The 21,578-nt window shown below is 69.2% G+C and carries 20 protein-coding genes, 1 tRNA gene and 2 pseudogenes; 11 read left to right on the top strand and 12 right to left on the bottom strand.

All coding sequences use genetic code 11. The features are described 5' to 3' along the window. Positions 1 to 161: 161 nt before the first annotated feature. A complete protein-coding gene (locus LXX_RS02945; protein ID WP_011185559.1) occupies positions 162 to 731 on the top strand; it encodes a hypothetical protein in 570 nt (189 codons plus the stop codon). 8 nt (positions 732 to 739) lie between these two features. Here the strand turns inward: LXX_RS02945 and pheT are convergent, their stop codons facing one another. From pheT to LXX_RS02930, 3 genes are all read right to left on the bottom strand, one after another. Further along, complete coding sequence (pheT, locus tag LXX_RS02940) at positions 740 to 3,283, bottom strand: phenylalanine--tRNA ligase subunit beta (RefSeq protein ID WP_011185558.1); 2,544 nt, start codon at positions 3,281 to 3,283, stop codon at positions 740 to 742. Further along, positions 3,283 to 4,323, bottom strand: coding sequence for a phenylalanine--tRNA ligase subunit alpha (gene pheS / locus LXX_RS02935; protein WP_011185557.1), 1,041 nt, complete (start codon positions 4,321 to 4,323; stop codon positions 3,283 to 3,285). Before pheS ends, pheT begins: the two co-directional genes overlap by 1 nt. A gap of 81 nt (positions 4,324 to 4,404) precedes the next feature. Further along, positions 4,405 to 5,211: a TrmH family RNA methyltransferase gene (locus tag LXX_RS02930; RefSeq protein ID WP_041767171.1), complete on the bottom strand. Its 807-nt coding sequence runs from the start codon at positions 5,209 to 5,211 to the stop codon at positions 4,405 to 4,407. Positions 5,212 to 5,353: 142 nt separating this feature from the next. Between LXX_RS02930 and LXX_RS14810 the strand changes: the two genes are divergently transcribed. Beyond that, entirely contained in the window at positions 5,354 to 5,842 is a 489-nt protein-coding gene (locus tag LXX_RS14810; RefSeq protein ID WP_192807311.1) for a hypothetical protein, read from the top strand. Here the strand turns inward: LXX_RS14810 and LXX_RS02925 are convergent. Further along, a complete protein-coding gene (locus LXX_RS02925) occupies positions 5,823 to 6,842 on the bottom strand; it encodes an IS30 family transposase (protein ID WP_223227743.1) in 1,020 nt (339 codons plus the stop codon). The genes LXX_RS14810 and LXX_RS02925 overlap by 20 nt on opposite strands. Next, positions 6,782 to 7,237: a transposase gene (locus tag LXX_RS16540; RefSeq protein ID WP_223227607.1), complete on the bottom strand. Its 456-nt coding sequence runs from the start codon at positions 7,235 to 7,237 to the stop codon at positions 6,782 to 6,784. The genes LXX_RS02925 and LXX_RS16540 overlap by 61 nt, the downstream gene beginning before the upstream one ends. Positions 7,238 to 7,705: 468 nt before the next feature. Between LXX_RS16540 and LXX_RS15295 the strand changes: the two genes are divergently transcribed. Next, on the top strand, positions 7,706 to 8,740 hold the full coding sequence (locus LXX_RS15295; protein WP_223227703.1) for an ArsR/SmtB family transcription factor: 1,035 nt from the start codon (positions 7,706 to 7,708) through the stop codon (positions 8,738 to 8,740). Between the two features lie 243 nt (positions 8,741 to 8,983). Here LXX_RS15295 and LXX_RS02915 read toward each other — a convergent pair. The 4 genes from LXX_RS02915 to galU form a co-directional block, all read right to left on the bottom strand. Beyond that, a tRNA-Ala gene (locus LXX_RS02915) sits at positions 8,984 to 9,056 on the bottom strand. A 57-nt stretch (positions 9,057 to 9,113) separates the two neighbouring features. Next, entirely contained in the window at positions 9,114 to 10,163 is a 1,050-nt protein-coding gene (locus LXX_RS02910; protein WP_011185554.1) for a hypothetical protein, read from the bottom strand. An 82-nt stretch (positions 10,164 to 10,245) separates the two neighbouring features. Further along, positions 10,246 to 10,908: a GNAT family N-acetyltransferase gene (locus tag LXX_RS02905; protein WP_011185553.1), complete on the bottom strand. Its 663-nt coding sequence runs from the start codon at positions 10,906 to 10,908 to the stop codon at positions 10,246 to 10,248. A gap of 22 nt (positions 10,909 to 10,930) precedes the next feature. Continuing rightward, positions 10,931 to 11,902 (bottom strand): UTP--glucose-1-phosphate uridylyltransferase GalU, encoded by a 972-nt coding sequence (gene galU / locus LXX_RS02900; protein WP_011185552.1) that lies wholly within the window; start codon positions 11,900 to 11,902, stop codon positions 10,931 to 10,933. A gap of 59 nt (positions 11,903 to 11,961) precedes the next feature. Here galU and LXX_RS02895 point away from each other — a divergent pair, with 59 nt between their 5' ends. Genes LXX_RS02895 through mscL form a run of 3 tightly spaced genes read left to right on the top strand, consistent with a single transcriptional unit; the run spans position 11,962 to position 13,329 of the window. Continuing rightward, a complete protein-coding gene (locus tag LXX_RS02895; RefSeq protein ID WP_011185551.1) occupies positions 11,962 to 12,546 on the top strand; it encodes a 5-formyltetrahydrofolate cyclo-ligase in 585 nt (194 codons plus the stop codon). A 19-nt stretch (positions 12,547 to 12,565) separates the two neighbouring features. Further along, entirely contained in the window at positions 12,566 to 12,859 is a 294-nt protein-coding gene (locus tag LXX_RS02890) for an FmdB family zinc ribbon protein (protein WP_011185550.1), read from the top strand. Positions 12,860 to 12,891: 32 nt separating this feature from the next. Next, positions 12,892 to 13,329 (top strand): large conductance mechanosensitive channel protein MscL, encoded by a 438-nt coding sequence (gene mscL, locus LXX_RS02885; protein WP_011185549.1) that lies wholly within the window; start codon positions 12,892 to 12,894, stop codon positions 13,327 to 13,329. Between the two features lie 19 nt (positions 13,330 to 13,348). Here mscL and LXX_RS14120 read toward each other — a convergent pair whose 3' ends face one another. Further along, positions 13,349 to 13,525: a hypothetical protein gene (locus tag LXX_RS14120; protein ID WP_155806771.1), complete on the bottom strand. Its 177-nt coding sequence runs from the start codon at positions 13,523 to 13,525 to the stop codon at positions 13,349 to 13,351. Between the two features lie 42 nt (positions 13,526 to 13,567). Further along, positions 13,568 to 17,383, bottom strand: a complete 3,816-nt coding sequence (locus tag LXX_RS02880; RefSeq protein WP_011185548.1) for an ATP-binding protein — start codon at positions 17,381 to 17,383, stop codon at positions 13,568 to 13,570. A 368-nt stretch (positions 17,384 to 17,751) separates the two neighbouring features. On the opposite strand from LXX_RS02880, the gene LXX_RS02875 reads away from it, so the two are divergent. The 4 genes and pseudogenes from LXX_RS02875 to LXX_RS02860 all read left to right on the top strand — a co-directional run bounded on the left by LXX_RS02875 (position 17,752) and on the right by LXX_RS02860 (position 20,350). Further along, the gene (locus LXX_RS02875; protein WP_041767165.1) at positions 17,752 to 18,324 is read left to right on the top strand and encodes a C40 family peptidase; all 573 of its coding nucleotides are present in this window, start codon (positions 17,752 to 17,754) and stop codon (positions 18,322 to 18,324) included. A gap of 27 nt (positions 18,325 to 18,351) precedes the next feature. Continuing rightward, a pseudogene (locus LXX_RS13370) lies at positions 18,352 to 18,628 on the top strand (isochorismatase family protein); the annotation flags it as partial. A gap of 370 nt (positions 18,629 to 18,998) precedes the next feature. Beyond that, positions 18,999 to 19,901 carry a DsbA family protein gene (locus LXX_RS02865; protein ID WP_223227702.1) on the top strand — a complete coding sequence of 301 codons (903 nt, stop codon included), beginning with the start codon at positions 18,999 to 19,001 and terminating at the stop codon, positions 19,899 to 19,901. A 248-nt stretch (positions 19,902 to 20,149) separates the two neighbouring features. Beyond that, positions 20,150 to 20,350 carry a hypothetical protein gene (locus tag LXX_RS02860; RefSeq protein ID WP_011185546.1) on the top strand — a complete coding sequence of 67 codons (201 nt, stop codon included), beginning with the start codon at positions 20,150 to 20,152 and terminating at the stop codon, positions 20,348 to 20,350. Positions 20,351 to 20,380: 30 nt separating this feature from the next. On the opposite strand, the gene LXX_RS14805 is transcribed toward LXX_RS02860, so the two are convergent. Then, complete coding sequence (locus tag LXX_RS14805; protein ID WP_176714796.1) at positions 20,381 to 20,638, bottom strand: hypothetical protein; 258 nt, start codon at positions 20,636 to 20,638, stop codon at positions 20,381 to 20,383. Between LXX_RS14805 and LXX_RS16535 the strand changes: the two are divergent. Then, positions 20,637 to 21,053 (top strand): annotated as a pseudogene (locus tag LXX_RS16535) (DUF4822 domain-containing protein); the annotation flags it as partial. The gene LXX_RS14805 and the pseudogene LXX_RS16535 overlap by 2 nt on opposite strands. Between the last annotated feature and the right edge of the window lie 525 nt (positions 21,054 to 21,578).

Genomic DNA, 21,578 nt, shown 5'->3' with positions numbered 1-21,578 from the left:
GGCCGGGTACACCCTGCTCTACCAGCACCTGACCCGGTTCTCGACCGATGTCGCGATCGCGAAGACCGTGGCGGCCCGGCTGGGGGTGGCGCATCGCCTCATCGACTGCCGCACCGAGCCGGACCCCGGCTGGCGAGAGCTGTACACCGGCAACAACACCGATGGCGCACTACGACGATTGGGGTGTGATCGCCCACGGCATCCTGAACGGCCACCCGGCCGACCGCGTCGCGATGAAGGGCAACGCGAGCGAAGTGGCGCGCACTTTCTACGGGGGTCCGGACGGACCTCCCGCCACCGGCGCCGCCGCCGACATCCTGGCCCTGATCCCCGGCTGGGCGGAGATCCCCTTCATCGCAGCGTCGATCGAGGAGTGGCACCAGGGCGCGGCGGCCGCCGCGGCCGCCTCCGGGATCGCTCTCGACGATCTCTTCTACTGGGAGCACCGCTGCGGCTCCTGGCAGAGCCAGAGCCAACTCGAGTGGGACATCGCGCAGGAGACGTTCACGCCGTTCAGCAACCGCATCCTCCTGGGGACGCTCCTGGGCGTTCCGGCCGCCGAACGCGCGGACCACGGGAACACGCTCCTGCGGGAGATCATCCGCGCCGCGGACCCAGCGGCTCTCCGCGTGCCCATCAACCCCCGCACCCCGTACCGCCGCGCGGTGGAGTTCGGCGAGCGGCTGCGTCACCGCGCGCGAAGAGAGCTCCGCAGGCTTCGCACACGGTGACCGGCGCCTCACTCCCGGATGGCCGCCCCGAACAGCTGGCCCGCCCGGGCGGCCCCGGCCTGTTTCGCCTCGCTTGCCTCCGCCGCCGTCAGCGTCCGGTCGTCGGCGCGGAACCGGAGTGCGAAGGTGAGGCTCTTGCTGCTGTCGGGGAGGCCGGTCCCTCGGTAATCGTCGACCAGGCGGATGTCTTCGAGCAGAGCCCCCGCCCCCTCGCGGACCGCGCGCAGCACCTCTCCTGCCGGAACCTCGTCGCCAACGACCAGGGAGAGATCCTGCGTCGCCGCCGGGAACCCGGCGATCGTCCCGGCCACGATCTCCGCAGGGGCCACAGCGATCAGCGCGTCCAGATCGAGCTCGAAGACCGCGACGACGCGCGGGAGGTCGAGTTCGGCCGCGAGCGCCGGTGACAGCTCTCCGGCGTAGCCGAGGACCGTGCGGACGCCGTCGCCGGCGACGAGCTGCGCAGTGCGTCCCGGGTGGAGCGCCTGGTGGCGGCTCTGCACGGGCTCGACCGCGACGCCGACGGCCGCTGCCGCCTGGTCCACCATCGCGAGCGCGTCGGCGAGGCCCGCCGCGACGGCGGGCTGGCCAGGCTGCTTCCGAACGGTGTGGCCGAGGACGACGCCGGCGAGGTGACGCGGCTGGTCCGGGATGCCGGCGTTCAGGCCCGCGAGGGTTTCGCGACTGGGAAGCGCCGCGCCCGGGGGCAGCGTCTCACTGCCCAGGGCCGCCCCGGGCAAGAACACCGTGCCGGTCTCGTAGACGCTCAGATCCACGAGCCCGCGGGCGAGGTTGCGTTTGGCGATGCCGAGGAGACCGGGGAGCAGGGATGTGCGCAGGTACGCCGCCGTGGCGTCCAGAGGGTTCGCGAGCTTCACGGCCGGGACGCCGCCGGGCTCGGGCGAGCCGAAGAGGTCGTTCTGCGCCGCGCCGACGAACGGGAACGCGAGCACTTCCGTGGCGCCGTTGTCCGCGAGGGTCTGGGCGACCGCGCGGCGCAGCGTCTGCGCCCGCGACAGCCCGCGGCCCGGCGGGGCGACCGGAAGCACCGAGGGGATGCGGTCGAACCCGACGATGCGGGCGACCTCCTCGGCCAGGTCGGACTTGTCGCGCAGGTCGGGGCGCCAGGTGGGCGGCACGACGAGCAGTGCCCCCTCGGTGTCGCTGACGGAGCCGCCGATCTCGGCGAGCGCGCCACGCACCTCGTCGTCGGTGAAGGCCACGCCGATGAGGTTCGGGATGTAGTCGTCCGGCAGCCGGATCGGTTCGGCGTCCGCCGTCTCGTCCAGCAGCGAGCCGAGTCCATCGGCGGTCCCCCCGGCGAGCTGTTCCAGCAGCTGGACGACGCGCGCCGCGGCGGCGACCGCCACCCGCGGGTCGACGCCGCGCTCGAAGCGTTTGGACGCCTCGCTCGGCAGCTTGTGGCGGCGCGCGGTGCGGGCGATCGACACCGGGTCGAAGTTCGCCGCCTCGACGAGGACGTTGCGGGTCCCGGCGCCGATCTCGGTCGAGGCGCCGCCCATCACGCCCGCCAGGCCGATCGCCCCAGAGTCGTCGGTGATGAGCAGGTCCTCCGCGTGCAGCGCACGGGTCTGATCGTCGAGCGTCACGAGGGTCTCCCCCGCGTGCGCGCGCCGCACCACGATGCCGCCGCTCAACCGGTCCAGGTCGTAGCCGTGGGTGGGCTGACCGAGTTCGAGCATCACGTAGTTCGTGATGTCGACCACGAGGGAGATGGAGCGGATGCCCGCGAGCTTCAGTCGCGCCACCATCCACGGAGGCGTGGGGCGGGTGGCGTCGACATCGCGCACCACACGGGTGACGAACACGCTTGCGCCCACGCGATCCCGGATCGGCGCGCGGTCCTCCACCGCGACGCTGAAGCCGTGAGCGTGAGGGGGAGGCGAAGCGACCGCCTCGGCCGGGTCGCGGAAGGCCGCACCGGTGGCGTGCGCGTACTCGCGCGCAATGCCGCGGATCGAGAAGGCGTAGCCGCGGTCGGGGGTGACGTTGACCTCGACGGCCGTGTCGTCCAGGCCGAGCAGCGAGACCGCGTCGGCGCCCACCTCCGGGTCGAGCCCGAGCGTGCTCAGGCGCAGGATGCCGTCGTGGTCGTCGCCGAGGCCCAGCTCGCGGGCGGAGGCGATCATCCCATCGGAGACATGCCCGTAGGTCTTGCGCGCCGCGATGACGAAGGGGGTGAGCGGTGCCGGGCCGGGCAGCGCCGCGCCCGGCAGCGTCACGACGACCTTGTCGCCGGGGAAGAAGTTGCCCGCGCCGCAGACGATGCCGCGCACATCCGCGCCGCCATCGGCCGCTTTCTGGCCCTCCGCGGCGACGCGCACCTGACACCAGCGAATGGTCTTGCCGTTGCTCTGCGGCTCCTCGACGAAGTCGATCACCTCGCCGACGACGACCGGGCCTTCGATCCCGAAAGTGTGGACGCCTTCCTCCTCCAGGCCCACCGAGACGAGGGCCGCATGCACCTCCGCAGGCGTGGTGCCGGGCTCGAGGTCGACGTACTCGCCGAGCCAGCTGAGGGGGACGCGCATCAGACCACCATTCCGAACTGCTGGGAGAAGCGGACATCGCCCTCGGCCATGTCCCGCATGTCTTTGACGTCGTTGCGGAACATCAGCGCCCGCTCGACGCCCATCCCGAACGCGAACCCGGAGTACACCTCCGGGTCGATGCCCGCCGAGCGCAGCACATTCGGGTTGACCATGCCGCAGCCGCCCCACTCGATCCAGCGCGCACCGCCCGCGAAGGTGGGATGCCACAGGTCGAGCTCGGCGCTCGGCTCGGTGAACGGAAAGTAGTTGGGGCGCAGACGCACACGCGCGCCCTCGCCGAAGAGCGTCTCGACGAAGTGGTCGAGAGTCCCGCGCAGATGCGCCATCGTCAGGCCCTTGTCGACCGCGATGCCCTCGGTCTGGTGGAACACCGGGAGGTGCGTGGCGTCGAACTCATCGGTGCGGAACACCCGGCCCGAGGCGATCCGGTAGACGGGCAGCTCGTCCCCGAGAAGCGCGCGCAACTGCACCGGCGAGGTGTGGGTGCGCATCACCAGGTGCGCCTCGGCCGGCTCCACGAAGAAGGTGTCCTGCATCGCGCGCGCCGGGTGGTCGGCGTCGAAGTTGAGCGCGTCGAAGTTGTACCACTCGCTCTCCAGCTCCGGGCCCTCGGCCACCTGCCAGCCCATCCCGACGAAGACGTCGGCGATGCGCTCCTGCAGCAGGCTCAGCGGGTGCCGCGCACCAGATGTCCAGCGGTTCGGCAACGCGGTGACGTCCACGGCCTCGGCCACGAGCTGGGCGGCCTCCTCTGCCGCAGCGATCCCGGCCTCCTTCGCCGCGAGCGCCTGGCTCACCCGCCCGCGGGCGCCGCCGACCAGCTTGCCGGCGGCGGCCTTCCGGTCCCCCGGCAGCGACCGGATGCCCGCGTTCAGCTGCGCGAGCGGCGAGCCCTCCGCGGTGTGGTCGTGACGGACGACCTTGAGCGCCTCCGAGTCGCCCGCGGCAGCGATGGCGGCGAGCGCCGCCTCGACCGCCGCCTCGACCGAGCTCTCGGTGATTTCGGTGGATTCAGACACGGTTCCCCATTCTAGTCGGCGGCCGGTCCGCCGATTTCCCGCCGGACAGGAGGCGGGCGGCCGTCGCCGGGGCTTCCCGCACTACCCGGCGGAGCGCTGCGCGAACGCCGACTCGTACAGGCAGACGGACGCCGCCGTCGCCAGGTTCATCGACTCGGCCCGCCCGTAGATCGGGACGGCGACCGCGCGGTCCACGAGCCCGAGCCACTCGTCGGGGAGTCCGCGCGCTTCGTTGCCGAACACCCACGCCGTCGGCCGGGCGAGCTGGCCCGCCGTGCGCGCCGCGAGCAGGTCCTCGCCCGCGATGTCGGCCGCGAGCACGCGGAGGCCCGCGGCGCGCGCGCAGCTCACGACCTCCGGCAGGTCGGCGCCGACCGCGACCGGGATGTGGAACAGCGAGCCGGTCGTGGAGCGCACGACCTTCGGGTTGTAGAGGTCGACCGTCCGCCCGGTGAGCACCACGGCGTCCGCCCCCGCCGAGTCGGCCGCGCGGATGATCGTTCCCGCATTGCCCGGGTCTCGCACTTCCTCCAGGATCGCGACCAGCGCCGGCGACCCCGCGAAGATCTCGCGCACGGATGTCGGAAACTGCCGCGCCACCGCGACGAAGCCCTGCGGCGTCACCGTGTCGGCGATCGTGCCGAGCACCTGCTCGGTGACGAACTCCACCTGCGTCCCGGCCGCGGCGGCGGCCTGGGCGATGTCCTGGTGGCGCTCGAGCGCGGTGGGCGTCGCGTACAGCTCCACCAGCAGCTCAGACCGGAAGGCCAGCGCCTCTGCCACCGCCTGGGGTCCTTCGAGCAGGAAGAGGCCGGTCTCGGAACGGGCGGTGCGCTTGGTGAGCTTGGCGACGGCGCGGACGCGCGGGGAGCGCGGGTTGTCCAGCATGACGCCAGCATATCGGCGGCGGCTCATGCTTCGCCATCGTCATGAAATCTTTTGATTAAAAACTTTATGGATAATACCTTAAATTTTGTCCTTCGGGACACACCCATCCAGAAAGAAAACAGGAACACGCAAGGAGTAACCCATGACCAAAAAGACTCGTCGTTTGGCCTCTGTTCTCGCCGCCAGCACGGCCAGCGCGGCGCTCGTCGCCGGCGCCGTCCTCGCTGCGGCGCCCGCATCGGCAGCCGGGTATTACAGCCCTTACGCCGCTCGCGACTACTCGCAGGCGAAGACTTGGACCAGCAACGGCACCCAGGGCCGCTCGTACGCGCAGCACGGTTCGCGCACCGCTTCGAGTGCCTGGACGCTCTCCAACTCGTGGGCGTTCGCCGACGCCGGAAACTCGAACTCCTATTCGGCGGCCGTTTACTTCCGCGTACACGGAGGAATCCGCGTCGCCGGCAGCCGCCGGAAAGGTGAGGGTCACGACGAGACCGCCGCCGGTTCGGGGCACGACAGTCACGCCGCCCCGGTGCGCCGAGACGATCGAGGAGACGATCGTGAGCCCGAGACCCTTCGGGCGGATTCCAGTGGTTGTTGCAACACGACGATTAGCTGGCGAGTAGTTTAGCGAGGCGTTCGGCTGGGGTTTCCCAGCCGAGCGTTTTGCGTGGGCGGGTGTTGAGCTCGTGGGCGACGTTCGTCAGGTCGGTTGCGGTGAATCGGGCGAGGTCTGTTCCCTTTCCCTTGGGGAAGTATTGGCGAAGGAGTCCGTTGGTGTTCTCGTTGCTGCCGCGTTGCCAGGGACTCGCGGGGTCGCAGAAGTAGACCGGGATGTCGGTGGCTATCGTGAACGACTTGTGAGCTGCCATTTCCGAGCCCTGGTCCCAGGTGATCGAGCGACGGAGTTCGCGTGGGAGTGTCTTGACGGCGCTGATCAGTCCGTCCCGGACGGATTCTGCGGTGCGATCGATGGGGAGATGGATCAGCATCACGAACCGGGTGGAGCGTTCCACGAGGGTGCCGATGGCGCTGTTGCGGTGTCCGCCGATGATGAGGTCGCCTTCCCAATGTCCGGGAACGGCGCGGTCCTCGATTTCGGCGGGACGGTCGGAGATCATTACCATCGGATCCGCGAAACGATGTCTGCGAGCGGCGCCAGAACGATGCGGTTTCCGCTTGGCCCGGCCGGTCCGCAGCACCATCGTGAGCTCGCGGCGGAGTTGTCCACGGCCCTGCACGTAGAAGGCTTGATAGATCGTCTCGTGCGCCACGCGCATCTCCGCATCGCCGGGGAACTCGCGGATCAGCGACCGGCTGATCTGCTCCGGCGACCAACGTAGCGTCAGCTTCCGTTGAACGTAACTGCGCAGCTGCGGATTGCGGACCAGCCTCGTGGCTTTCGGTCGCGGTCGGCGGCTGGCCGCTTTCCGATGCGCCACGTATGGATGGTAGCCGCCCTCTCCAGGAAGCTGATTCCGGCGAATCTCTCGACTGATCGTCGACACCGAGCGACCAAGCTTGGCCGCGACCCGACACAACGAAAGGCCGGCCCTGGTCAGGTCCCGGATCAGCTCACGCTCCTGCAGGGAGAGGAATCGTGGGTGGAGTGCGGCTTCGAGCGAACGCATCGACGCCCGCTGAACAGGATCAACAACGACAGGCACCCTGTCTTTGTAATCGACCACGCGACCATCTGGATAAATGCGTCGCCCGTTCGACTGTCCCAGAGGTATCCCGTGTTCGGGCTGATTCCGACTCGTCCCACCGCTTCGCGGCGCGAGAGCCCGCTGCTCCGCAGCTCCAGGTACTCGTCCTTGCATGGGTGCGCGCTCATGCCGCCGCCGGTGTAGCCGTGACTAGCCAGGCCCGCCTTGCGAACCCATTGCGCGCACGTCGCGGGGTTGAACCCTAGCTCCCTCGCCGCGATCGTCGTACTCCTGGACTCCTTGAAAATGACGAAGAAGGCTTCACGCTCCGCCTGGGTGTACTTCCTCTTCCCCGCACTGCGCCTTAAACGGGACACGGTCCTTGCAACTCCTAGAAACTCCAGATGTTGCAACAACCGCTAGAACCCAAGTCATGTCCTTAGCCTAGCTTCAGCAACCGGAAGCACAGCGCCGCCGTGCCGCGCTCGTCGCACCCGGTAAAGTCCCGTTGCCGGCGTCACCGGCAACCACGGCCCCGTGTTTCCCCTAACCCCGGCACTCCGTCATCCCCACCTCGATACACCGTCCCCGACACGCGCTTCAACCATCTCCACCGTCCATCTTCCGTCACGAGGAGGCGCCTTCTCCGTAGCTGCATCCACACTCATATGAATCCTTCTATCCGAATATGCGGATACAATAGCCCTTGTGAAGATTCTCATTCTCGGCACGGGGCCGGTGGCAACGGTGCTTGCTACATCGTTGAGCCCAGCCCACCAGGTCGCCCTCGCGACACGATCCCTGCGTGCCGGGCATGCGACCTTGCGCGCGGAGTCGCTGGCGAGATGGCGACGCCCGAGCGTCCGCGTTGTAAGATGCCCTTGATCTCGCTCGGTGCCATCACGGGAAAGTGGGACCTGGCCGTGGCCACCGCACCGCCGACGGTTCCCACGATTAGGAAGATTCTTGCTGGGGATTCGTTCGCGGCGATTGCCGCCGTGACACAAGTTCCCTCCGAGGTTCGCGAGCTCGAAAGCATCGCAGGCGCTCGCCCCTGGGGGCTTATCATTCCCGGTTTCCTCGCCTGGGGCACGGATCCGACACGCTATTGGAAGGTCGGCCCGCAGTTCACCCTGGCGGTAACCCTGACTCCTCCCGCACGGTCGCTTTTCCCGAGGCCAGCTCCCACGGCCACAGTTGCCGATGTACTGATGCAGGCCGCGACGACGATACCGATCGTCGCAACGCTCACCACGATGGACTTCAACATATCGGCAGCTGCTCGTCGTACGGTCCAGATCGCTGCCGCCGCCAATGAAGCGCGCGCCGCGGTAGCCGCCGCTTACAGGCTCCCTACCCCGCGAAGTGTGTGGCCACCCGTGGTACAGACGGCGCTTCGAACGCTGCCCATGCTCGCACCCATGGACCTCCGAGAGTACTTGCGGGCTCACTTCGGCAAGCATGCGACGCAGACGCTCAAACTGCACAGGGACTGGATCGCCGATGCCCAAGATCACGATCTCAATCCATTTACGAAGACTGCACGACGCGCTCAACCAGGAGGGGCAATGATCGCAGACACCCTGAACGCGGTTGTGCCCGTATTCCGCGCTCTCGGCGAGCCAAACCGTGCCCGGCTGGTTGCCGCACTCATCGAACGCAGCGGGTCGGCTTCAGTGGGAGAACTTCAACACGCGGTCGGACTCCCCCAATCCACCGCATCGAGGCACCTGAGAGTTCTTCTCGACGCAGGAATCGTGTCTGCCACACACCTCGGCACCCAGCGAATCTACTCCCTCGGCATCCAAGAAAGCGCGCTCAGTGCAGTGGAAAGCCTCACCACCGCTGTTCGATCCTGCCAACCATCAACAACGAACTAAGCACGCGCGTGAAGCTCGCGGCTTGAGTCCTTCAAGAGCGGCACGACGAACCGGGTCAGGCTCCCGACGCCTTCTACACTCGCATCGACATCACCAACGATGAACGACTCCGCCCACACGTCGCAGAACCGTTCGCCACGATCCTGGACGAAGTCCCTCACGCCCGGGACAACACAGGCGAGAAAGCCAAACGGGAACACCCAACATCTTCCGATGTCGCGTGTTCCCGTAAGACACTGTGGGTGGAGCTAAGGAGATTCGAACTCCTGACCTCTTCGATGCGAACGAAGCGCGCTACCAACTGCGCCATAGCCCCTTGAACCGCCCAGTCAGACTAGCACCCTCTCGGCGCCGATTTGAAATCGAGGAGGGCTCAGCTGGCGGCGCGGCGACGACGGAGAACGGCGTCCAGGTCGAGGGCGTCGTGGGCGTCGGTTTCGACGATGCCCATCGTGGCGTAGCGGCTGGGTCCGGCGGACACAGGGACGGTCGGGGCCGCAGCGATGGCCTCAGCGGGGCGCGGCCGGAGAGGCACGGGCGGCGGCGGCGCCTCGACGGAACGGCGGTCGAACTCGGCGCGGGCGGCGGTGCGGCGCAGCTCGGTGGCGGCGTCCACGGAGGCCATCGCTGCGGCGGCGACCGTTCCGGGCGAGAGGTGCAACGGCTTCGGGAGAGGGCGCGGCGTCCAGCTCTGGCGCAGGCGCTCCTGGACGGGGAGGTCGTGCTGGGCGTCGTCGTAGAGGGCCTGAGTCGCGGGAGCGACGGGGATGCGCGGGGACGCCGGTGGATGGGCGGCGGCGGGGCGGGCGAGACGGCCCAGCGTCCACAGGGCAGCCACGACGATGGCGAGCGAGAGCACCGGGAGGGCCCAGGCCCCGGTCGCGAACAGCGCCGGGATGCCGCCGGCCGCACCGACGACGCCCGCGACGAGGACCAGTGTGGTGAGCGCGCGGGAACGGCGCAGCCTGCGGCGGCGCTGTGGGGAGAGGACCGGCCGGGATGTCGCGGCCGCGAGGGCATTCGCCCGCTGGGCCGCCGCCGCCCGCGATGCCCGCTCCACGGCTATTGCCTCCGCCGCCACGCGCTCCGCGTCCTCCGCCGCGCGGCGGCGCTCGTCAGCCAGCGCCTGTTCGCGGCGCGCTATCGCGGCGGCCTCCGCTCGCGCGGTCGCTGCGCGCTTGTCCTCCGCGCGACGGAGGACGCGCTGCTGCTCGGCGACGGTCTTGGCGGTCGCCTCCAAACGGACCTCGTCGGGGAGCTCGGCGGTCTCCGCGAGGATGCGGAGCGTCTGCTGGAGGCGGACGGCGTTGCGTTCGGTGGCGAGGTATTCGCGGCGGCGGAGCCACAAGGGCACCAGGTAGGCCAGCCAGAGGGCAGCCGCGAGTGCGACGACCACCCCTCCGCCCATCACATCCCCATTCATGCCTCTACGCTAGGGGCACGCCGGGCGGCGGCGGGGGACGCCGCGCTGGTGTTTCGTGGGCCGGAGCGTTCTCTCAGCGTGCTCAGCGCTGCCGTTCCACCGGCAGGGGGATGGCAGCGGCGGCCCGGTCGTCCGGGGTGACGGCGGCGGCCCCGGCGGGGACCTGCCCGTCGAGCCAGCGGCGGAGGGCGCCCTGTGGCAGCTCCTCCGAGACGAGGCCGAAGCAGAAGTGATCGCGCCAGTCTCCGTTGATGTGGATGTAGCGGCGGCGGAGGCCCTCGTAACGGAAGCCGAGCTTCTCGACCACGCGGAGGCTGGGGCCGTTCTCGGGGCGGATGCAGATCTCGATGCGGTGCAGTCCGAGCTGGAAGAAGCAGTAGTCGGCGGCGAGGGCGACCGCGGTGGGGGTGATACCACGTCCGGCAAAGCCCTCGGCGACCCAATAGCCGATGGTCGCGCTGGAGAGGGAGCCGTAGGCAATGGAGGAGACGTTGAGCTGACCGGCGAGCTCACCGTCGTACTCGACCAGGAAGGGGAGGCCGTGCCCGGCGCGCGCGTTGACGAGCAGCGAGCGGATGCTGGCGCGGGTGTCGAACGCGGTCGGCGCGTAGGGGCTGGTCGCCTCCCACTGCCGCAGCCAGCCGCGGTTGTCGAGCAGCGAACGTTCCAGCGCCCGCGCATCCCGCAGCCGGATGGGGCGCAACGCAACCCGTCCCTCGCTGATCGTGGGGATCACGAACGCCACGACCTCCTCCTTCTGCAGTGCGCTATGCGTTCGCGTCGGTGGTCGATCCTAGCGACGGAGCCGGCTCGGCCGGCATCTCGTCCAGGGCCTCGTCGGGGGTGTCCGCGAGACCGCCGGCGAACTCGCGCAGCCACGGGCGCAGCTCGGGGCCGAGATCGTCGCGGTCGGCGGCGAGCTGGACGATGGCTTTGATGTAGTCGAGCCGGTCCCCCGTGTCGTAGCGGCGGCCACGGAAGACGACGCCGTAGACGCCGCCGGTCCAGTCGGGTGCGTGCGCCATCGCCTGCAACGCGTCGGTCAGCTGGATCTCGCCGCCGCGGCCGGGCTCGGTGCGCTCCAGCACGTCGAAGACCTCGGGGCGCAGGATGTAGCGGCCGATGATGGCGTAGTTCGAAGGCGCGTCCTCCTTGTCGGGTTTCTCGACGAGGCCGGTGATGCGCACCACATCGTCCTCGCCCGTCGGCTCGACAGCGGCGGCGCCGTAGAGGTGGATGCTGTCGGGGTCGACCTCCATGAGAGCGACCACCGTGGTGTTGTGCTCGTGCTGCACCCGCAACATCCGCCTCAGGAGGTCGTCGCGGGCGTCGATGATGTCGTCGCCGAGGAGGACGGCGAACGGCTCCCGGCCGACGTGCATCTTCGCGCGCAGCACGGCGTGGCCGAGGCCTTTCGGGTCGCCCTGGCGGACGTAGTGCATGTCCGCCAGCGAGGTGGAGTAGTTGACTTTCCGCAGCCGGTCGGTGTCGCCCTTCTTGGTGAGGGTGTCCTCCAGCTCGGCGTTGCGGTCGAAGTGGTTCTCCAGCGCGTTCTTGTTGCGACCGGTGATCATGAGCACGTCGTGGAGTCCGGCCTCCACTGCCTCCTCGACCACGTATTGAATGGCCGGTTTGTCGACGACGGGGAGCATCTCCTTGGGCATCGCTTTGGTGGCGGGCAGGAAGCGCGTGCCGAGACCGGCTGCAGGGATGACGGCTTTGGTGACAGAGGTGGCCATGTCGCTTACAGTATCCGCATTTCAGGACGGCGCAGGGTGGGATCTCCTAAGATTGCAGCATGGATTCGGACACTGCCGCCCATCGCAAGCGCGCTTTGCGCGCGGAACTGAGCGAACGACGACAGAACCTCACCAGCACGGAACGGCAGGCCGCGACGGCCGGCTTCACTCGTCAGCTGGTGGACCTGGCGACGGACCTCTCCGCTCGATCGATCGCCTGCTACCTCTCCACGACGATCGAGCCGAACACCCGCCCGTTCCTCAACTGGGCACGCGAGCATGGTCTTCGGGTGCTGCTCCCGATCTCCCGCGAGGACGGCCTCCTCGACTGGACGACCGGCGACGGCGAGACCGAGACCGAGGGCCTGTTCGGGATGCCGGAGGCAGTCGGCGAGCTGCTCGGCCCGATCGCGATCAACGATGTGGACCTCATCCTGGTTCCCGCGGCGGCCGTGGACGCGACGGGGATGCGGATGGGCTGGGGACGCGGGTATTTCGACAAGATCCTCGGGAGCATGGAAAAATGTCCCCCGGTGTATGCCGTCCTGTACGACGGCGAGGTCGTGGACGAGGTCCCCCGGGAGCGCCACGACCGGCCCGTGGATGGTGCGGTCACTCCGACCCGGATCGTCCAGTTCACCTGATCAGAAGCAACGGAAGCCGATGCCCACCTACTCCTACTCGTGCCGCGGCTGCGGCCATACCTTCGACATCCAGCAGACGTTCACCGACGACGCGCTCACGGTCTGCCCGGACTGCGGCGGCTCGCTGCGCAAAGTGTTCGGCGCGGTCGGCGTGACCTTCAACGGGTCCGGGTTCTACAGGACGGACTCGCGCGGTGGTAAGAAGAAGGTGAGTTCCCCGCCGGGATCTTCCGGGCCGTCGTCCGCAGCGCCGTCGCCGTCCGGCTCGTCCTCGGGTTCGGCGGGCTCCTCCTCAGCGGGGTCCGCAGCGTAGCCGCTCCCCCTCCTGCCGCGAAAGGACCGGTCATGCTCTCGGAGTTCAAAGAGTTCATCCTCCGCGGGAACGTGATCGACCTGGCGGTCGCGGTCGTCATCGGCGCCGCGTTCACCACGATCGTGACCGCGATCGTGACCAATCTGATCAATCCGCTGATCGGCGCCTTCTTCCAGGCGAACGCGCTGGACGAAACGATGATCGTCAGCCTCAACGGCTCGGACATCCGGTTCGGCGCTGTGCTTGGCGCGATCGTCACCTTCCTTATCATCGCGATCGTCGTCTACTTCGCCTTCGTTTTCCCGCTCAACAAGCTCAAGGAGCGTCAGGAGCGCCTGCGCAGCAAGGGCGTCGTGGAGCCGGGCGCACCGGTCACCGAGCTCGACGTGCTCACCGAGATCCGCGACCTGCTGAAGAAACAGCAATCACAGCCGAGCGGAACCGGCAAACGCTCCGACCCGCGGCCCTGACCGGCGGCCCGCCTGCGGATCAGTAGTGCGGCGGGACGTCGCGTTTCAGCTGCTCATCGTTGGACGGCCACGCGGTCTCGGCGGCCTCCCACTCAGGAAGGCGCGGGGCCGGGTCCGAGCCCGGCGCGCCGGGTCGCTGCACACGCCTGCCACGCCGCGTGGGCGGGACGGCGCGGGACGGCGTGCTGTCGGTCACATCTTCAGCGTAGCCGGGTTCTGGCGGGGCGGTGCTGCACGATCACACCGGCAGGGTGACCGGCGCGGTCACCGCGTCCGGCTCCTGGACGCCGATGAGTTTCGCGATCCGCCCGGCCACCGTGTCCGGATCGGCGAACAGTTCAAAGTTGTGTACGCGGAGGTAGTGCCAGCCCAGCCGTCGCAGCACGTCCGGGCGCAGACGGAGAGACTCGCGGAGGCTGCCCCTGTTGACGTCGTCGTCGGTCTCGACCACGACCGCGCGGCCCTCGTTCGAGGCGACCAGGGTGAGCTTGCCGCGGTAGGCGAGCTGCACGTCCAATCCGCGGCGGGCCAGACGCTTGGCGAGGTCGGCGATCATGGGATCGGCGTCGGGGCTGAGATATTCGGGTGCCGCGGCCTGGAGATTGTCGGCTTCGCCGAGCACCTGGGCGAGCGCCGCGATGCCGTGGCGCATGCGCGTCTCGTCGATGTCCTCGGGGCGGAAACAGGAGACGATGTCCATGCCGCGGCGGGCGCGGGTCATGCCGATGGCGAGGAGACGCTCGCCGCCCGGCTCGGCCAGCGCGCCGAAGTTCGACAGCAGGCGGCCGTGCGGGGTGCGTCCGTAGCCGATGGAGAAGACGACGCGGTCGCGGCTCTGGCCGACGGACTGGTCGAGGGTGACAACGGTGAACGGCTCGGACCGGTCGCCCAGAATGAAGTCGGCGAGCTCGGTGCGTTTGGCGAAAGCGTTCAGGACGGCCTGGTTCACCCGGACGGCGTGACGCTCGCTCGCGGTGATGACCATGAGGGACTCGCGCGGGCGCTCGACAGCGTGGCGGAGGACGAGGTCGACCACGCGGGCCACCTCGGCGTCGGTCGACTCGACAGCGCCGGTGTCGCTGTCGGGCATCCCCTGCCCGCCGGTGACGTAGTGGAGGGAGAGGCTGCCGTGGCCGAGATACGTGCCAGCCCACGGGAGGGAGTCGATCTTGCCGCCGTAGAAGCGGCGGTTGACCAGTTCGGCGAGATCCTCTCCCCCGGCACGGTAGCTGCGGCTGAGCGTGTAGACGGGGAGCAGCTCGGAGAGCCGGGCGAGCGCGGAGTCCGCGTTCAGCCCATCCACATCGGCGCCCGCGCTGGCGCTGCCGTACTCGTGTACGCCGATGTCGAAGCGGGAGGGGGTCTGTGTGACCGGATCGCCGAACGCGACGACCTGCTTGGCGCGCCGGAGGACCGGGACGTTCTCGGCGAGGCTCGCCGCTCCCGCGTCCACGACGACCACGACATCGAACGCGATCTCCCTGCCGAGAGACGGCGCTTCGTAGGGGGAGATGAGCCAGACCGGGGCGAGCGGTCGGGAGAGGTGGGGAGCGGCGGCGTTCAGGGACTCCGCGGTCGGGACGCCCGCGGTGAGGAGGCGCTTCAGAGCGGCGGCCTCGTCCGGCCAGTCCACGATGCCGATCTTCCAGGTCTCGGCGAGCAGCCAGGCGAGCTGCTTGCCGGTCGCAGAGGCGTGCGCTTCGTCGACCAGGCGGAAGTCTGCCTCCAGACGGTCGAGGACACTGGTGTTGCCGGAGAGGAGAGCACGGTCGGCGGCGAGCAGCGCCTCGAGCACGGACTGCCACCAGGCGAGTTCCAGTTCAGCGCTGACCTGTGTCTCGGGGACGTGCCGCGCGGAGAGGTCGACGAGCAGCGGGTCGAGCTCCAGCTCGCGCAGCCGGGTGAGCAGCGTGGTGCGCTCCTGCAGATTGGCGAGCACCTCGGACTCGGCGGACAGTCCGGCGATCTGGCGGACCAGCTCGGCGATCGGCAGCGCGGCGAGCGAGTGCGGCGTCCCGGTGCGGCGCAGCGGGATGTCGAGGCGCGCGAGATCCTCGGCGACGCGCTGATAGGCGACCTGGACATCCGCGATCCCGACCGGCACCTCGGGCACGACGCCCGCGACGGCGAATCGGTTCCACAGAATGCGCTGCTGCTGGATGCGCCGCAGGCTCTCGTTCAGATCGGTGACATGCACCCCCGGGCGCACATACTCCAGCGCCAGCTTGCGGAGGCGGCGGCGGTTGGCCCCCGCCATGCCGGGCGACTCACGGCGGGAAGCGGTGGCGGCGATCAGTTCGGTGAGGGAGCGATCGAACACGGCGGGCGTGAACCGATCCAGGGTCTCACGGATGTCGAGGAGCAGCCGCAGGTAGACGCCGAGTTCGGCGATCGTCTCGAAGGGCCGCATCCGGGTCTGGCCGATGAGGGTCTTCGCACGCTCGAGGAGCCGCGGGAGCTCGGAGCGGTTGAGCTTCTTGGCGAGGTCGTGGGCGGACTTCCCCTCCTCCGTCGTCGTGAAGGAGGCGCCGTACCAGGGTGAGTCCCCCGGACCGTAGCGGAACTCGCCGAGGCGAGCGGAGCGGATGAGCGCATCGGCCGCGGCGGAGCGGTCGCCGGCGAGCGTCTCAATCGAGCGGCAGCCGAGGCGGGCGGTGGTCGAGGGCGGGGCGGGCAGCAGGGCCAGTCGCGAGAGCTCGCGCAGCGCGTCGAGCACCGAGACCTGGAGCACCGGGTCGCGGCGGGTGAGCGCGCCGCGGTAGTCGAGCAGCACTTTGCGCAGGCGCACCAGCGCCTCGTCCACGTCGGTGACGCGGGGCTGCTCGGCCTTCTCGTTGCGGCCGATGGTCTGAATGAGGTCGCGGCGGAGGCTCCGCGGTGTGACGGCGACCCCGGGAAGCCCCACCTTCGCGAAACGCTGGGCGATGTCGTCGAGGCTGGAGCGGCGGGGGCCGACGACGAGCACGCGCTTGTGCTGCGCGACCAGGGCGCCGATGGCGTTGACGATGGTCTGCGTGCCGCCGGTGCCGGGCAGCGTCTTGACGACGAGGGAGTTGCCCGCGGCGATCTGCGCGACGACGTTCTCCTGTTCCTCGTCCGCGTCCAGCAGGAGCGAGTCTGTGGCCGGGGGCCGCTCGTCCTGCTTGATCGTCTCCACCGGGTTGAAGGCGCTCTCGACGGCGAGGAGCGCGGTCGGGTTCCCGGCCAGTGCGTTGAGCATGACGCTGTCCAAGTCGTCGGCTTCGGCGCGCAAAGCCGGGGCGACGTCCGCGAAAGAGGAGACCACGAGCCGCGGCTGGACGTTGAACCAGGGCAGATGCGAGGTCAGGCCGCGCAGCCGGTCGATGACAGGCTGCGGTTTGAATGCGCCGTTGTCGAGCGCGAGAGCGAGGAAGACGTCCGCGTCGAGCGTGATCTGGAACTGCTCGGCCAGGCAGCGCGCGAGCCCCGGGTTCAGGAACGGCGCGCCTTTGAGCTTCAGCTCGAAATCGCGCCCGTAGCGCCGGATGGCAAGCGGACGCAACAGGATGGGCGCGGAGTGCTCTTGCGTGCCATGCCGCCACTGGGCGAGGCCGATCGCGAGATGCACAGCCTCAATGCCTCGGACGGAGCGCAGCTCGATGCCCTTGGCGGTGATCGCGTTCGCAGCCGCGCGCGCTGTGCGCAGCGCGAGCTCGTCGCGGATGAGGCTCGACAGGAGCGTGCTCTGACCGGTGATGAACTGCGGGAGACCGCCTGGGTGCGTCGTGCTGAGCTCGATGCGGGTCCGCGGGCTGTCCTCGAAGTGCAGGAGAGGCGAGGGGCCGCCGATCGCTGCGATCTCCTCGCGCCAGCGATGCCACTCCGGATCGGCTATGTTGCCGGCCATGAGCCCTGGGGCGCCCAGGCTGAGCTTGTGTGGAGCGGTCCTGTTCTTGGCGGGATGCAGGGCATCGTCCCTCGCGGCGGCCGACGTCGTCTCGTCATCCTCGCTTTTCCTCTCCAGTCGCCACACACGGACACCATACGTGCCGAACCGGGGAACAGGCCGGAAGCGGGGCGGGTTTCGCGTCATCTCGCGATTCACGAACCGGGGAACAGCGGCGCTTCCCGCCGGGCGAACGAATGCTGAGAGAAACCACAGGCCGAGATCCTCGACCCGGAGGCAGCGCCCAGCACGGCTTCCTATTCTGGACGAGCTGCGCCGAACCCGGGCGGCGGGATGCGACCAGCGAGGTGCGGATGACGGACGGCGGCGAACGCCGGCGAGCTCTGGCAAGAGAGCGGGAGGCCGCGCGGAGGCCAGAGCGGCCCTCGCGTCAGAAACGCTCCCCCCGGTCCTCACGGCCCCGACAGGCGCGCCCAAGAAGCTCCCGGTCCCCGCTGCCCCGGCACACGACGCTGACGGCCTCCGCTGCGAGCCTCGCGCTCATCGGCGGGGTCATGCTCGCACCGCCCGCCTCCGCACAGCCGCTGCAGGATATCGTGGCGGTCGCGGCCGGGCGTCCCACGCCCCAGAAGCTCACGGTCTCCTCCGTCGTCGCCGCCGTCAGCATGAACCGCGACGACCCGGTCGCGTCCGCCCTCGCCGGGGTCATCGCCTCCGAGGGCGGGCGGGCCGGAAAGCAGGCGGCCGAGGCGATCGTCTCGGCCCTCGCCTCCGGGGGCTCCCGCCAGCGGATCGTGGCGACGGCGCTCAGTTACCTGGGCGACCCGTATGTGCTCGGCGGCGACGACCACTCGGGCATCGACTGCTCGGGGCTGGTGATGGTCGCGTACGCGCAGGTCGGCATCCGGCTCGGCCACCTCGTCCACCTCCAGGACAACGCCGGGCGCCGGATCGGCGAGGCGCAGGCGCAGCCCGGCGACCTCGTTGTGTTCAACGACGAGGAGCACATCGCGATCTACCTCGGCGACGGCGTGCTGGTGCAAGCGCCGGCCGAGGGGCGCCCGGTCGAGGTCTCGACGGTGTGGGAGGGCGTTCCGCACCACTTCACTCGCATACTGCCGGGCTGACACGGGCGGCGATGCGGGGCGGGCCGGGCGGAGGCGGGGGCCGGGCGGCTCGTCGTCACAGGCTCACAGACCGACGAGTGCATCCGCTCCACCCTCCACGGCGGGATCGTGCGCGGCTACGACGTGACGCTGGTGGCCGACGCTCACACCGCTGAGGACCTCAGCGAGTGGGGCGCGCCACCGCCCGAGCTGGTGATCGCTCACACTGATTCTGTACTGGGCGAAGCACACCGCGCCGGGACGCACGGCGGAGGCGGCGACAGTGAGCCTCGGCCGACAGCCGGGCTATCCGCAGTCGTCGTGATAGGGGCACCCCCAAGGGTGCCCGCACCAGGAGTCCGGGTCGAAGCGCTGGGCGTCCCACACATCGGGGAAACCTCCCCAGCCACCACTGGCAGCCGCGCCGCTCGCGGCCGGCGCCGTCCCGGCCGAGTTGGCCCCTGTCCCTGCCGGTGGTCCGGAGGGGCAGGAAAGCGGAACCGTCGCCACCGCTGATTCCCTCGCTCCTGTGATCCCCTCAAGGGAGTCTCGCCAGTGGGTGTGAGCATCGGCAATTCCCCCTTGGAGGGGGCGGTGGAGTGTCAGTCGCGCCCAAGAACACGGCGCATCCAAAGCATTTACCCTCTACGATCGACGGAAGAGTTCTGTCAACCGTTCGAATGGAATGAAGCTCAGTGGCAACAGGCAGAGGCACGACCGGTCCGACCAAGCGCGACCGTCGTGAAGAGGCGCGAGAGACCGCACGGCAGATGCGCGAGGAGGCGGCCAAGAAGGCGAAACGCCGTAAGGTGGCCGTGCAGAGCTCTGTGATCGTCGGGATCGTCGCCGTTCTCGCCATCGCCGGGATCGCGATCTACTCGGGCGTCTCGGCGTCGAACTCGGTCGCCAACCCGAAGAATCTGCTGAGCGGCGGACTCCTGCTGAGCGCTCCGGGCAAGGCGGTCACCACGCCTGCGATCAAGCAGGGCGATGCGGCGACGCCGGCAAAGCAGGAGCTCGACGGCAAAACGGCGCACATCCAGGTCTGGGTCGACTACCAGTGCCCGATCTGCGAACAGTTCGAGGCGGCCAACGGGGCAACGATCAAGCAGATGCTCACCGACGGCACCGCGACCCTCGAGACCCACCCGGTCGCCATCCTCGACAACGCCCCGAACAAGCAGTACTCGACGCGGTCCGCCGTGGCGGTGGCGTGTGTGGCGGACGAGCAGCCGAACAAGTTCCTGGATGTGAACGCAGCGCTGTTCGCCAACCAGCCCAGCGAGCAGACGGGCACCGGGCTCACGAACGCGCAGATCCTGAAGCTCTTCAAGGACGCCGGTGTGGAGTCGAAAACCATCACCGACTGCACAAACAGCCAAACCTTCGCCACATTCGTGACGAACCAGACGAAAGCCGCGGCGGCCGACCCGCAGCTGAGAAACTCCTCCGGTAGCTTCGGCACCCCCACGGTGTTCGTCAACGGCCAGCGCTACCAGGGCAGCGTCACGAACGCCGAGCAGTTCAAAGCCTTCATCGCGGCCATCCTGCCGGAGAAGACCAGCGGCTCGGTGACCTTCCCGACCGCGGCTCCGTAGGGCGTCTTCCCCGCTTCTTCCCGTGGGCCCGCCACGGGCGCACGTCCGCGGCGGGCCCACGAGGGGACGACGAGAGTTTTCCGCCGGCGGCGGCGAGCGATGCGATGCGATACGGCGAGCTGATCCGTCCAGAGCGCGTCGGCCTCGCTCTCCATCGGGAGCTTCCCGGAACCCGCGAGGAACGCGGTCGTTCCCCACGAGACCCCTGAGCACGGGCCGGTGAACGCGGCGCAGGCGTTCCGGACTCCGTGAGCCGGGCATACGTCCCGGTCCCGCTGCCACGCGACCGGGACAGCGACGCGACCGTCCGCACAGTGTCGGCAACAGCAGAGCTCACGCCCGTCGACGCAGCCGCCGACCCGATCGGCCGTCTGCACAGCGCCTCGGCGAACCGCCGATCGCGCGACATCCTCCAAATGGACGATGTGAGGAATCTGAGACTTTTGTAGTTTAGTTGCGACCCTACGCTGATACTTCCCCTAAGGAAAAGGCATGACAACCCCTTCCGGCGCCCGCACCTGCAGCGCCCTCCTCTCGACCTCCCTCGTGGCGGCGGCTCTGGGCGTCCTGCCCGCCGGCAGCGCATTCGCCGCCTCGTCGGCGACCGCTGCGCACACCGCCGTGGCCATCGCCCCCGCGAGCGCCAACACCCCGTCCTCCGCCGAAGCCGCCACCGCCCTGCTGGCGTCGACCGCGTGGGAGACAACTGCCGCACGCGACCAGGACGGCAACGCCATGTCGCTCACCGACCCCGCCGTCGCCAACTTCGTGGGCTGGGCGTACTACGACGCTGCCGGCGCGTTCAGGATCTACAGCCTGCAGGACGCCCCGCGCTCACAGGGCGAGTGGTCGCTCGCCAACGGTCCCGAGGGCCTCACCCGGACACTCGTCGCGAAGAACGCCGCCGGCGACATCCTCTTCACCCGCACCGTTCCGGTCACTGTCCTGACAGCGAACGAGTTCACCTACCGCTTCGCCCCGGACGCCGGAAACCCCTCGGTGTACTACGACATCGTCCACACGCCGACCGCTCACCCGGAGCCCAGCACTGCCGCAGTGCTGAGCTCGACCGCGTGGGAGACCACCGGCGCCAAGGACCAGGACGGCAACGACGTCGCGCTCACCGACCCGGCTGTCATCAACTCCGTCGGCTGGGCGTACTACCGCGCAGACGGCACCTTCAGCATCTACAACCTCGATGACGCTCCTCGCCTGCGCGGCGGCTGCGGTCAGCTGCTCAATGTACCAGTCGTCGTCCGGCATCGAGAACCCGGCGATGCCGGTGTTCGACTTGATCTGCTTGGCGGCGGCGACCACCTGGTCGAGGGTGTTCAGCGGCGCGCTGTCGGCGATGCCTGCCTGGCGCAGGATCGACCGGTTGACCCAGAGCATCGGTGTCGACACATTCAGCGGAACGGCCTGCTGCACGCCACCGACCGTGTAGTAGTTGCGGGCCGCGCCGGCAAGGTCGGCGAGCTGGAGGTCGCTAGGGTTGGCCTTGGCCATCTCGGCCGCGGGGATGCTCTGCTTGACATCGGTCATGAATCCGGTGGCGATGTCGCCCGCGAGCACGATCGTCGGCGTGGAGTGGCCCTTGATGGCTGCGGTGTACTTGGCGAGCAGGTCAGCGTACACACCCTGGTAGGTGACGGTGACGTGGATGCGGTCTTTGTTCGT

Origin of the sequence: Leifsonia xyli subsp. xyli str. CTCB07, from assembly GCF_000007665.1 — a bacterium.
Taxonomy (GTDB): domain Bacteria; phylum Actinomycetota; class Actinomycetes; order Actinomycetales; family Microbacteriaceae; genus Leifsonia; species Leifsonia xyli_C.
The sequence above is the reverse complement of the archived record's forward strand: the minus strand, read 5'-3'. Positions and strand labels throughout refer to the sequence as shown.

What these genes read in the sequence shown, in the direction of transcription:
- LXX_RS02875 (WP_041767165.1), top strand. Translation starts at nt 17,752, where the DNA reads ATGCTCGCACCGCCCGCCTCCGCACAGCCGCTGCAGGATATCGTGGCG.
- LXX_RS02910 (WP_011185554.1), bottom strand. Translation starts at nt 10,163, where the DNA reads ATGAATGGGGATGTGATGGGCGGAGGGGTGGTCGTCGCACTCGCGGCT.
- pheT (WP_011185558.1), bottom strand. Translation starts at nt 3,283, where the DNA reads ATGCGCGTCCCCCTCAGCTGGCTCGGCGAGTACGTCGACCTCGAGCCC.
- mscL (WP_011185549.1), top strand. Translation starts at nt 12,892, where the DNA reads ATGCTCTCGGAGTTCAAAGAGTTCATCCTCCGCGGGAACGTGATCGAC.
- LXX_RS02945 (WP_011185559.1), top strand. Translation starts at nt 162, where the DNA reads ATGGCGCACTACGACGATTGGGGTGTGATCGCCCACGGCATCCTGAAC.
- LXX_RS02880 (WP_011185548.1), bottom strand. Translation starts at nt 17,383, where the DNA reads ATGACGCGAAACCCGCCCCGCTTCCGGCCTGTTCCCCGGTTCGGCACG.
- LXX_RS14810 (WP_192807311.1), top strand. Translation starts at nt 5,354, where the DNA reads ATGACCAAAAAGACTCGTCGTTTGGCCTCTGTTCTCGCCGCCAGCACG.
- LXX_RS02895 (WP_011185551.1), top strand. Translation starts at nt 11,962, where the DNA reads ATGGATTCGGACACTGCCGCCCATCGCAAGCGCGCTTTGCGCGCGGAA.
- LXX_RS02890 (WP_011185550.1), top strand. Translation starts at nt 12,566, where the DNA reads ATGCCCACCTACTCCTACTCGTGCCGCGGCTGCGGCCATACCTTCGAC.
- LXX_RS02925 (WP_223227743.1), bottom strand. Translation starts at nt 6,842, where the DNA reads ATGCGTTCGCTCGAAGCCGCACTCCACCCACGATTCCTCTCCCTGCAG.
- LXX_RS15295 (WP_223227703.1), top strand. Translation starts at nt 7,706, where the DNA reads ATGGCGACGCCCGAGCGTCCGCGTTGTAAGATGCCCTTGATCTCGCTC.
- LXX_RS14805 (WP_176714796.1), bottom strand. Translation starts at nt 20,638, where the DNA reads ATGGCGTTGCCGTCCTGGTCGCGTGCGGCAGTTGTCTCCCACGCGGTC.
- galU (WP_011185552.1), bottom strand. Translation starts at nt 11,902, where the DNA reads ATGGCCACCTCTGTCACCAAAGCCGTCATCCCTGCAGCCGGTCTCGGC.
- LXX_RS02930 (WP_041767171.1), bottom strand. Translation starts at nt 5,211, where the DNA reads ATGCTGGACAACCCGCGCTCCCCGCGCGTCCGCGCCGTCGCCAAGCTC.